Annotated in this window: 10 protein-coding genes; 4 read left to right on the top strand and 6 right to left on the bottom strand. The window is 53.4% G+C overall.

What is annotated here, in order from left to right; translation table 11 throughout:
* The coding region (locus tag HMPREF9412_RS22920; RefSeq protein WP_009594156.1) for a TolB family protein at nucleotides 1-722 on the bottom strand (722 nt) is incomplete at its 3' end.
* Nucleotides 723-1,048: 326 nt separating this feature from the next.
* On the opposite strand from HMPREF9412_RS22920, the gene HMPREF9412_RS22915 reads away from it, so the two are divergent.
* Entirely contained in the window at nucleotides 1,049-1,633 is a 585-nt protein-coding gene (locus HMPREF9412_RS22915) for a nitroreductase family protein (protein ID WP_009594147.1), read from the top strand.
* 99 nt (nucleotides 1,634-1,732) lie between these two features.
* Nucleotides 1,733-2,104 (top strand): hypothetical protein, encoded by a 372-nt coding sequence (locus tag HMPREF9412_RS22910; protein ID WP_009594162.1) that lies wholly within the window; start codon nucleotides 1,733-1,735, stop codon nucleotides 2,102-2,104.
* 101 nt (nucleotides 2,105-2,205) lie between these two features.
* Here the strand turns inward: HMPREF9412_RS22910 and HMPREF9412_RS22905 are convergent, their stop codons facing one another.
* Complete coding sequence (locus HMPREF9412_RS22905; RefSeq protein ID WP_036673189.1) at nucleotides 2,206-2,397, bottom strand: hypothetical protein; 192 nt, start codon at nucleotides 2,395-2,397, stop codon at nucleotides 2,206-2,208.
* Nucleotides 2,398-2,612: 215 nt separating this feature from the next.
* On the opposite strand from HMPREF9412_RS22905, the gene HMPREF9412_RS22900 reads away from it, so the two are divergent.
* Nucleotides 2,613-3,443: an aldo/keto reductase gene (locus HMPREF9412_RS22900; RefSeq protein WP_009594154.1), complete on the top strand. Its 831-nt coding sequence runs from the start codon at nucleotides 2,613-2,615 to the stop codon at nucleotides 3,441-3,443.
* A gap of 98 nt (nucleotides 3,444-3,541) precedes the next feature.
* Here the strand turns inward: HMPREF9412_RS22900 and HMPREF9412_RS22895 are convergent, their stop codons facing one another.
* The 4 genes from HMPREF9412_RS22895 to HMPREF9412_RS22880 all read right to left on the bottom strand — a co-directional run bounded on the left by HMPREF9412_RS22895 (nucleotide 3,542) and on the right by HMPREF9412_RS22880 (nucleotide 9,280).
* Nucleotides 3,542-4,123: a PadR family transcriptional regulator gene (locus HMPREF9412_RS22895; protein WP_009594174.1), complete on the bottom strand. Its 582-nt coding sequence runs from the start codon at nucleotides 4,121-4,123 to the stop codon at nucleotides 3,542-3,544.
* Nucleotides 4,124-4,127: 4 nt separating this feature from the next.
* A complete protein-coding gene (locus tag HMPREF9412_RS22890) occupies nucleotides 4,128-5,630 on the bottom strand; it encodes an MDR family MFS transporter (RefSeq protein WP_009594142.1) in 1,503 nt (500 codons plus the stop codon).
* Nucleotides 5,631-6,019: 389 nt separating this feature from the next.
* Nucleotides 6,020-6,427 (bottom strand): VOC family protein, encoded by a 408-nt coding sequence (locus HMPREF9412_RS22885; protein WP_009594168.1) that lies wholly within the window; start codon nucleotides 6,425-6,427, stop codon nucleotides 6,020-6,022.
* A gap of 384 nt (nucleotides 6,428-6,811) precedes the next feature.
* The gene (locus HMPREF9412_RS22880; protein WP_009594175.1) at nucleotides 6,812-9,280 is read right to left on the bottom strand and encodes a UvrD-helicase domain-containing protein; all 2,469 of its coding nucleotides are present in this window, start codon (nucleotides 9,278-9,280) and stop codon (nucleotides 6,812-6,814) included.
* 242 nt (nucleotides 9,281-9,522) lie between these two features.
* On the opposite strand from HMPREF9412_RS22880, the gene HMPREF9412_RS22875 reads away from it, so the two are divergent.
* On the top strand, nucleotides 9,523-9,717 hold the full coding sequence (locus tag HMPREF9412_RS22875) for a hypothetical protein (protein ID WP_009594165.1): 195 nt from the start codon (nucleotides 9,523-9,525) through the stop codon (nucleotides 9,715-9,717).
* The last annotated feature ends 148 nt before the right edge of the window (nucleotides 9,718-9,865 follow it).

Below are 9,865 nucleotides of genomic sequence, written 5' to 3'. Positions count from 1 at the left end.
ATTTCGGTTACCGATCCGCTGGACAGGTCCATGACAAACACATCGTTCGTCAAGCGAAGATCCGGGTTCGTGAAATGCTCCGTGGCGAGGGTGCTGCTGTAAGCGATGCTGCCGCCGTCGGGTGACCAGGCAAAGGCATATACGTCAAAATCTCCTTCGGTGATTGGTTTGCATTCTTCCGTAGCCGGATTCACGATATATAGATGATGTCGGCGTTCATTCCATAATCCGGGGCCATCGGCTTTATATTTAATGCGGTTAATGATTTTTTCTTCCGGCAGCTTGTGCTTGTCGTCCTTGTCTTTCTCTTCGCTTTCGGTAGATTCAGCCGCTTCGGCTTCGCTCCGAACCAGCAGACGCGAGCTGTCGGGCGACCATTTAAATGCGCTGACGCCGTGCTTCAGGTCGGTAGCGGGGCGGGCTTCCCCTCCGTTGGCAGGCATGATCCATACCTGTGGCTTATCGCCCTTTTTGCGCAAGAAGGCAAGCTCAGACCCGTCGGGGGACCAAGCGGGTGCTGCATCGGCTTCGCCGGAAGTGAAGGGAATATCCTGATCGCCGCCTGCGGGAAGCAGGCGGATATGGGAACGGTAACCGTCGTGCTTTTCGCTGACGGACTTATGTACATAGGCTATGGCCCCGCTTGCGGGGGATACGACAGGGTCATTCACCCAGTGCATCCGGTACAAATCCTCGGGCGTTATAAGTCGCTTATCAGTCATGAATCATCCTCCTAATCTTCTTGTGAGTTAAATCTCATTATCCCAGATAATGGCATGGAAATCTAGATAAAATAGAGGGGAAGGATGTGAACGTTTCGATCCAAATGCTAGTAAAACAGAGGAGGATTTACAATAATTTTGGGCTGTAATCGAGGATTTGGAGACAGAGAAGAGCTTGTTATTCTTCAACTGGTCAATTTATGACATGAACCGTACCCGAGAATCTCGATAGGTGTCCCCTTCTCTTTTTGTTATAATTGAGATAGACTCTCAATTAGGAGTATGCAAATAAGACCAACTATATATAGCTCGGGAGGAAATCAGATATGAACGTAAGTGAAGCTATCCGCACGCGCCGCAGCCTTGGCAAGGTCAAGCCTGACGCCGTACCGCAGGAGTTGATCGAACAGATCGTCGAAGCAGGAACCTGGGCGCCGAACCACAAGCTGACGGAGCCGTGGAAATTCTTTGTCATGCAAGGGGAAGGCCGCGACGTACTCGGCAATGCCCTGGGGGATATTCAGGTGGCCGGCGGCGACGATACGAGCGAAGAGGCCGTGAGCGCAGCGCGCGAATCGGGACGTACGAAGGCGTACCGCGCTCCGGTCGTCATCGGTGTGGCGGTTGAGCCGTCGACGGATCCGAAGGTGATTGAGCTGGAAGAGTACGGAGCGGTATTCGCCGGCATCCAGAACATGCTGCTGCAAATTCATGAGCTGGGTCTTGGCGCTGTGTGGAGAACCGGCGAGCCGTGTTTCCACGCGTTGATGAACCAAGCGTTCGGATTGAAGCCTGACGATAAAATGCTGGGTTTCCTGTACATCGGATATCCGGACATGGAGCCGAAGCAGGGGAAACGTCAACCGGCCGCGAACAAGACGGTATGGCTGAATAGTGCTGCAGACCTGTAGTTGATCTATCCCCGGCCGCAAAAATCCGGTATAATGGACCCTAAGTTTATCGAAGGGTGCTGGGCATCCGGGGGATTGACACTAGGGGAGTGTACATGGATGAAATTTCGGTTTAAACAGTGGGATCTGGGGAGCAAATTTATTTTTATCGCCACCTGTTTGGCGATAGCCTCTTTCTTTTTTAAATGGCTGGATATCGGCGTGGCTGCGGAGAACGGCTTTATGCAGGGCGGCGTGTTGTTCATCGTATGTTTCATCTATCCGTTTTTGAAAGTGGTTCGCGAGAAGAAGATGAACAAGCTGATTGCCTACGCTTTAGCGCTGGTCGCTATTTTCCTGACCATGATGTACGTGTCGTCCAAGACCATTGATTTTTTTGGAGAGACGATCAGAGGGGCGGCCGCTGGGCCGTATCTGTTTCTGGCGGCATGCGGGCTGCTGACCTTCGGTATTTTTAGACGCAAGGATTAAAACGATAGGTTACATGCATATGCCGTAACGATTAATAAAGGGCCGAGCCTACAGCAGCATGCTGCTCATAGGACGGCCCTTTTTGGCGATGAATGATGGGTTCAGCTATGGTGGAGAAGCGCGAATCCGCTGATCGAAACGGCGTAGACGATGATCAGTACGACGGCAAGCCTCTTGGCGCGGCTGTTCAGTTTGAAGGCGGCGGACAGTCCGTTATTCACGATATTTCCGACGAAGAGAACGAATGTGATGGCAAGTGCGATTAAGGCAACGATAAGCATGGCTTTTTCCATGGGGTCATATTCCTCCTGATAAACGGCCGCAAAGCCTGTTTTTCCTGTATCTGTTCCCATTGTATCCGACGAAGTTTAAACCCCGTTTAAATGCAGTTAAAAAATGTCCGCAGCCCTCGCAAGGGCTGTAACGTTGAGCGGGATACTGGGATTTTGATATACTGGAGAAAGCGGCCCAATAACCGCTGCATTACATATACAGGAGGGATTTCAGAATGGCCAATCAAACTTTTACCGATGGACCTACTTTGAATGACGGCGTAAAAATGCCGTGGCTGGGCCTTGGCGTATGGAAGACCAAAGAAGGCGAAGAGGTTATTCAGTCCGTAAAATCAGCAATCGCTGCAGGGTACCGCAGCATCGATACCGCTGCCATCTACGGCAATGAAGAGGGCGTAGGGCAAGCCATTCGCGAATCCGGAGTTTCGCGGGACGAGCTGTTCATCACCACCAAGGTATGGAACGATGACCAGGGTTATGAGAAGACGCTGCAAGCTTTTGAGACGAGCCGCAAGAAGCTGGGGCTGGATATCGTTGATTTATATCTCGTGCACTGGCCGGGTAAAGATAAATACCTCGAGACGTGGAAGGCATTGATTCATCTGCAAAAAGAAGGCCTCGTTCGTTCCATCGGCGTCAGCAATTTCCAAATCCGTCACCTGCAGCATATCATTGAGGATACCGGCGTGGTGCCTGTCGTCAACCAAGTGGAATTGCATCCGCTGCTTTCCCAGAAGGAGCTGCTGGGCTATGCACGCGAGAATCATATCGTTCTGGAAGCTTGGAGCCCGTTGATGCAGGGCAACCTCGATCAACCGGCGCTGGCGCAGATCGCGGAGAAATACGGAAAAACCACGGCGCAAGTCATTCTGCGGTGGGACATTCAGAACGGCGTCATCGTCATTCCGAAATCGATTAAAGATCATCGGATCCGTGAAAACGCCGGCATCTTCGATTTCGAGCTTTCCGCAGAAGATATGGCGGCCATTGACGGCTTGAACCAAAACAAACGTTTCGGCTCCAACCCGGATGAGTTCCTGTTCTAAATGTCGTTTTCATATAAAAAAGCGAGCACCAGCCCTGAGTGAGGGAAGTGCTCGCTTTTTTTTGCGTATTCAATAGCAGGTGGAAAGCCCCCTTGGCATTATCGTCTTTCCTGGTCGTCCTCAGGAAACAACGGCTCGCCCATCGTGCCGAGCTTCCCTTGCACCAGGTCCTCGTGCAGCCTTCTTAGCCAGTTCAGGTCGGTCTTGGCGTGCTCATACATCCCGATCATCAGGTGCTGCGTGCTGCGGGGGACGATATGCTGGTGCTCCACGTATAGTTGGTGCGCCTGGTTCACCCGGTGTTCGGCTTCCCGGATCCGGGTCTGCAGGATGGGGGCCAGAACGGCGGGGTCTGCGTGGCGAGAGAAGGGCAGCGCCATATACAGCGGGTGGTGCACGGGCTCGATGTCCCTGAATTTCTTGAGCAGCAGCTGTTCAAAAAGCTTGCGTCCGGATTCCGTGATCCTGTAGATGGTTTTATCCGGACGGCTGTCGCTTTGGATGGTTTCCACGGCCTCGATGAATCCTTTCTCGGCGAGCCGGTCTACCGCGTAATAGAGGGAGCCCATCTGGAGCTTGGTATATTGATCCATGCCCCGATCCTTCATCTTGGTCCGGATCTCGTACGGATGATGGTCTCCTTCCAGCAGCAAGCCCAGGATGGCCAGCTTCATGGACATGCCGTCAGGCTCCCTTAGCCTTGGCGGGAACGGTCACCCGTTCGTTGCCCATCATAAGGACGAACACAAGCGCCAGCACCGCCGGCACAAGCGCCCACATGAACGTGTTCGCGATGGAATCAGCCAATGAAGCCGTGATCTGTTCGCGCACGTTCGGTGGGAGCTGCCCCATCACTTCAGGTGAAAGGACGGCGTCCGCATTTAACTCGGCACCGGCCGGCGCGTTTCCTCCGGCTTCCGCGAGCCGGTTGTTCAGGCCGTTGCGCTGGATGATCCCGAAGATTGTAATCCCCACCGTCATGCCGAAGGAGCGAAGGAAGGAGTTCGTCGATGTTGCCGCGCCGCGCTGTCTGGCATCAAAGTTATGGATGGAGGCCATGCTGAGCGTGGAGAACGAGAACCCGACGCCAAAGCCGGTCAGGACCATGAAGAGCGTTAACAGGTAGCGCGGCGTGTCCGGGCTTATCGTGCTCAGGCAGAAAATGCCTGTGATAAAGCACAAGACGGACAGGATCATGATGTTTCTAAACGAAGTCCGGGTCGTCAGCATACCGCCGCCTTGGCTCCCGAATACGCTGCCGAGCATCATCGGCATCAGAATGAGGCCCGAATTGGTTGCCGATCCACCGTACACTCCGCTCACAAAGATCGGGATATAGATGGTTGCCACGATAAACGTTGCTCCATAGAACAAGGCAACGATATTGCTTGAAGCAAACAGGCGTTTACGGAACATTTGGAATGAAATAATGGGTTCGGCTGCTCGGGTCTCTGCGAACAGAAACACGATAAACAAAGCAATGAATCCCCCGAACAAGCCCAGAATTTGCGGAGAATCCCAAGCATAGGTTTGCCCGCCCAGCTCCAGACCGAACATCAGACAGATGATCGCGCCTACAAGCGTTGCAGCCCCCGTCCAATCGATCTTTTGCTTGGCATGGGAACGGGACTCCTTGTAGGAAGTCATGATGAAGATAAAGGATATGATCCCGATCGGAACGTTGACATAGAATATCCATTCCCAGCCGATGCTGTCGGTGATAAAAGCACCCAGCAGCGGTCCCATGATGCTGGAGGTGCCGAATACGGCGCCGAGCAGACCTGTCATTTTACCGCGCTTCTCCGGCGGGAACAGGTCAAACACGATGGTAAACGCAATCGGCATAAGAGCACCGCCGCCGATTCCTTGAATCGCCCGGTAAATAATAAGCTCTGTCATATTGTTCGCCATCCCGCAGAGGGCGGAACCAATCAGGAAGACAACCAGTCCGAATATAAAGAACCGCTTCCGTCCGTACATATCGGACAGCTTTCCGAATATCGGCGTGCCGGCCATAACGGCAACCATGTAGATCGAGGTTACCCAGACGACTTGGTCGAAGCCCTGAAGATCGCGGATGATCGTCGATAACGCGGTCGCTACAATCGTGTTATCGATGGCGGCCATGAAGATGCCGAGCAGCAGACCAGCCACGACCAATTTGATGTTGCTTTGTTGTGCATTCATGTTAAGGATACTCCTTTTCCTTATTCAACTATGTACATATTATTCAAATTTGAATAATTCGGTGGTTATATTGTAGCCGGATTAACAGAAGTTGGCAAGATGTTGAATGTAAGGCCTGTCTCTACATTTTGCACAAGAAAAAACAAGGTCAACCCTGTATACGGGATGACCTTGAGATTATTGGGCGACAGCCGCCGGAATGTCGTTGCAATCAAGACCCTTGTCGGCAGATTCGTTTCGGGAAGCGGCTGCGTGGTTCGGATATTTTTCAGCTCTGCATGTTTCGTGTGATACGGCGCACAGGATAATGAAACGGCGATCAAGCGGATGCTTGTTTCCACAGGGGCTCGGGTAAGGCATGACAGAGATTCGGCTGGCGATGGTAGCGTCTAACAGTTCATCTGGGGCGATTTCGGATCCAGCTGCATGAATTCGATCCGGTTGCCGTCCGGGTCCCTGGCCCAGCACTGCCAGTTGAAGTCTTTTCCTTGAACCGGCTGGACGTCCAGCTTCACGCCCTGCTTGCGAAGATGCTCCGCGATGCGCTCGATGTCTTCCACCTCAAGGCAGAGATGGGAGAATCCGACGGGCCGCTCTACATGGGCCGGATTGTTTTGTCCGCCGTAAAACAGCTCGATAAACTGTCCATCACGTACCTTAATATACTCGATCCACGGTTCGCCCTGGTCATTGGGAATATCAAAAGCACGGGTAAAACCAAGCACATTACAGTAAAAATGAAGGGATTTCTCCATATCGGCAACATCGAACGCCAGATGGGCAATTCCTTTAATCATGACGGCATTCCTCCTCGGTATGTATTCGAAGCATGAGATAAGATGATTTCTTATGTCCATTGTAACGCATTCTGTATACGCTTCCATATATATTTGCGGCATCGGGGAAATAAAACCGGGATCCTGGCTGAGCCGATCCGTCATGTAATGTATAGCCTTCTATCGTTATGCCGTCTTGGGATGCCAAAAACCCGAGGCCCGTGATAACAGGCTTCGGGTTCGGGGACATCGACGTGCGCTTGCGGCACGACAATTCATTCAGGCGGGTATCATGCTGCGCACAGCATGGTAAAGCTGCGATACTCGTTGTATTCATGATTCCAGAAACCGCTATGTTTCACCTAACAGCTTTGTAAATCGAGTTTTTTAGTCTGAGAATTGCCCCTAGCGCCTGTGATGCACAGGAACTTCTTTACGACCCTGTTTCATAGGTGCCTGGCATAATGGACAAGCCTTGCTTTCCCGATCCCTCCTGTTAGCAGGGATACGTGCGTTGACTCGCTGCCAGCCCTTGCAATTAGGGCTGGTGCACAGCCATACGTCGACGATCTCCGTCGCAGCGGGAGCAGACGGAGACTGCGGCTCGGGAGTAGGACTCGACCCTGTCCGTGAAACTGAACCGAAACGTTGGCTCGTCTGGTTAGCGGCGCTCCCGAACCTTCGCCCGGCAGAAGAGGAAGGCGATGAAGGCTTGGCCGAGGTTTCTATGCGGATCGTACGTTGCGCCGTAAAGGCTGCGCGGGCCGTTGACCCTGCGCCTTTGTTCGGTATGCTGTTGCCCTGTTTGCTCTGTTCATCCGTGAGGAACACGTCCCGGAAGAAGCGGGAAACCTCCGCTTTCCGTCCGCGATAAAAGCCCGGGGAACTGATCACCAGTTCATCCCGTGCTCGGGTGATGGCAACATAAGCCAATCTGCGTTCCTCTTCCAGCGCATCCAAGGCCTTATCCTCTTTGTCCGACAGCGGGCGCTGATCGTCCCTGCGCTCGGCGTCCAGAGCGGACGTATGCGGCAGAATGCCTTCGCTCGCTCCGATCAGGCACACGGAGGGAAATTCCAGCCCCTTGGATTTATGGATGGTCATTAAGCGGACGGCATCGGCATGCTCGTCCCTTTTCATGGCCGCCATTTCCTTATGGATGATGATCAGCCGGTCGACAAATCCGACGAATTCAGCGATATCGCCAAAGCGCTTCGCGGAAGCCTCCAGTTCATCCAGCCCCTCTTGAATGAATTCCTTATGGAGGGTAATCTCCTGCCGCTCGTCGGCCTCCAGGAATTTGTCGTAGAATTGCCGCCTCATTTCCTGCACGGCCTGAAGGGGCTCCATCGCCTTCAGGCTCTTGATGAGCTTCGAGCGTTCCCTTATATTCTCGATCTGGAAATCCTTCAGCCCGGGGAAGGAGAGGAGGTGCGATAGAGGCCCTTTCTTGGGCCGCGGAGCATCCTGCTGCCGGATGAAAGCCATGCCCTTGTCGCGGTTGATGTACAGCGTATGAAGCATGCCCTCCATCGCCGTAAAATTGCGCCGGTCCAGCGACAGCCGCAGATGATCCATGAGCGGCTTGACGATCCACTGCTCGTAGAACAGATCCCCGTTCTCATAATGAATGAACGGAATTTCCCGCATCACGAGCTGCTCGAAGATCGCCCGGCTGTTGTTTGCGGTGCGATAGAGAATGGCATGGTCGCGGTACTGCTTCCCGTGCTCCCGGACCTGCTCGGTGATATGGGTCAGCAGCAGCTCCGCTTCTTGATCGGGATCGCCGGGTCGAAGGTAGAGCGGCACGCTGCTGCTCTTGCGGGTCGACCGCAGCTGCTTGGGGCGCCGCCGTTCATTGACGCGGATAATTTCGTTCCCCAGCCCGACGATCGAGGAGAGGGAGCGGTAATTGATATCGAGCGTCACGACCTTGGCCCCGGGAAACGTCTGGTCGAATTCCAGGATGAATTCGTTGCGCGCCCCGTTGAAGCCGTATATGGTCTGGTCATCGTCACCCACAACCATTAAATTGCGGTGCGGGGCGACGATTTTTTTGAGCAGCTCATAAGGCAACAGTCCCGTATCCTGGAACTCGTCGACCATGACATAACGGTACCGCCTCTGAAGGGAGGCGAGCAGTCCGGAATCATGGGACAGCAGACGATAGGACAAGACCAGAATGTCGTCGAAATCCATCTGGCCATGCTCTTCCTTCCATGCTTCATACCGGGCAAAAATCTGCCGCTGTTCAACCTCGGCAGGCGTTTTGACAGGCATCTCGTCAAGTCCGGTCATACTCATCCGGTGGGCGGACCACAGCGATAGCAGCGTCTCGGCTTCGTAGCTATCCTGCAAGCCCATGTCCCGCAGGATGCGCTTCATGATAAATTGCTGATGCCTGGCGTTGCTCAGGATTTCCTGCTTATAGCCGCGGGTTCGCAGCAAGTACAGGAAGAAGGAATGGAAGGTTCTGGCCGTTACCTTGGCGGTTTCGCTGGACCTCAAGCCGGGAAGCGCCATGATGCGCTCCTTCATCTCGGTCGCCGCCTTGGAGGAGAAGGTGACAAGCAGGATGGAAGACGGGTCGACGCTCTTGGCGGCAATGAGGTAGCCTGTCCGGCTGACCAGCACGGAGGTTTTGCCGGAGCCTGCGCCGGCAAGCGTAAGCAGCGGTCCTTGCGTATGTCGTACGGCTTGGATCTGGGCGCGGTTCAGCAGCAGTCCCTGGGATTCCAAGCCGCGAAAAAAAGCCGCATCCGGCGCGTCATCGCGGATCAGGTCCCGGCTGTTCTCGAAGGAAGCCAGCTTCGCAAACGGAATATCCTGACGCTCACCGCCGTACGGGCGTTTATAAAAGGGTATGGATGTCATGAAATTCACCAATCATTTCGTATTTCGTTTATCGTCTTACCAGTTTAACGGATTCTCGGAAGTCTGGCAAAGTGCAGAATAAGGGTAAGCGCATGGGCGAAGCTCTTATGATTCATGGCATGAATCATCGTTCATGAGGGTTATGACCATAAGCTTCACTCCCAACTTGATAGAGGGAGAAGGTGTTATATTAAGTAGGAATGTTCAAGAGTATCCATAATCCATGTAGAAGGAGGGATGTCATGCTGGTTGTTATTGCTTTGCTGCAGCTCACCATGATCGGCATTTTGCTGAACATCAACAGCAAGCTGAAGCCGCGCGATTATATTGCTGACGCGATGGAGAGGGACCGGCGAATCCGGGAGGAGCGGGAGAAGAAGCAGCAAATGGAGTTATGGTCCCACGAGGCAAGCGCAGGCAGCAGGGATCATTCATGACCTGAATCTTTTATATGACTAACGAAAAATCCCGGACTTGCCATGAAGGAAGAAGTCCGGGATATTCTGCTGCCCTATGTCATGTTGCATATCGTGCGCATCGATCCCTTTACGCACGGAGCGTGGCCGGGGCATGCTTGGAGGGCCG

Source organism: Paenibacillus sp. HGF5 (genome assembly GCF_000204455.1).
GTDB classification, from domain to species: Bacteria; Bacillota; Bacilli; order Paenibacillales; family Paenibacillaceae; genus Paenibacillus_AQ; species Paenibacillus_AQ lautus_A.
Note: the sequence above shows the minus strand (reverse complement) of the source record. Positions and strands in the feature narration are given on the sequence as shown.

Coding starts and splice junctions, on each gene's coding strand:
- HMPREF9412_RS22915 (WP_009594147.1), top strand. CDS start 1,049: ATGAACGTAAGTGAAGCTATCCGCACGCGCCGCAGCCTTGGCAAGGTC.
- HMPREF9412_RS22910 (WP_009594162.1), top strand. CDS start 1,733: ATGAAATTTCGGTTTAAACAGTGGGATCTGGGGAGCAAATTTATTTTT.
- HMPREF9412_RS22905 (WP_036673189.1), bottom strand. CDS start 2,397: ATGGAAAAAGCCATGCTTATCGTTGCCTTAATCGCACTTGCCATCACA.
- HMPREF9412_RS22900 (WP_009594154.1), top strand. CDS start 2,613: ATGGCCAATCAAACTTTTACCGATGGACCTACTTTGAATGACGGCGTA.
- HMPREF9412_RS22895 (WP_009594174.1), bottom strand. CDS start 4,123: ATGTCCATGAAGCTGGCCATCCTGGGCTTGCTGCTGGAAGGAGACCAT.
- HMPREF9412_RS22890 (WP_009594142.1), bottom strand. CDS start 5,630: ATGAATGCACAACAAAGCAACATCAAATTGGTCGTGGCTGGTCTGCTG.
- HMPREF9412_RS22885 (WP_009594168.1), bottom strand. CDS start 6,427: ATGATTAAAGGAATTGCCCATCTGGCGTTCGATGTTGCCGATATGGAG.
- HMPREF9412_RS22880 (WP_009594175.1), bottom strand. CDS start 9,280: ATGACATCCATACCCTTTTATAAACGCCCGTACGGCGGTGAGCGTCAG.
- HMPREF9412_RS22875 (WP_009594165.1), top strand. CDS start 9,523: ATGCTGGTTGTTATTGCTTTGCTGCAGCTCACCATGATCGGCATTTTG.